The organism is Streptomyces sp. O3, from assembly GCF_054788135.1.
This window is the reverse complement of record NZ_JBTVYK010000208.1, coordinates 1-263: the sequence shown is the minus strand read 5'-3', so window position 1 is coordinate 263 and position 263 is coordinate 1. Positions and strand designations below refer to the sequence as shown.

The window sequence follows — 263 nt, the reverse complement described above, 5'->3', positions numbered from 1 at the left end:
GTTATTTTTATGCAGAATGGGCGACAACACCAAAACAAATTACTGCATATGCTTTTGATGAATCGGGTAATTATAGTGAAGAAGTAACCTATCAAGTCCCAGCGAAAAAACAAAATGAGGCAGTCGTAACAGCTCCAGATAAAGTGAAGAAAATCGAAACAAAGAATGCGGTCAAAAGCGCAACAACAAAACCTACTGATGTTACAAAAGTTACAAAAGACGACAAAACAGATTTGCCAAGCACAGGTGACAAAGGTACAGAA

The 263-nt window shown here is 37.6% G+C and carries 1 protein-coding gene; it reads left to right on the top strand.

What is annotated here, in order from left to right; all coding sequences use genetic code 11:
* Positions 1-263 (top strand): hypothetical protein (locus ACX6XY_RS30380; protein WP_460337936.1); only part of this gene is annotated, 263 nt, incomplete at both ends.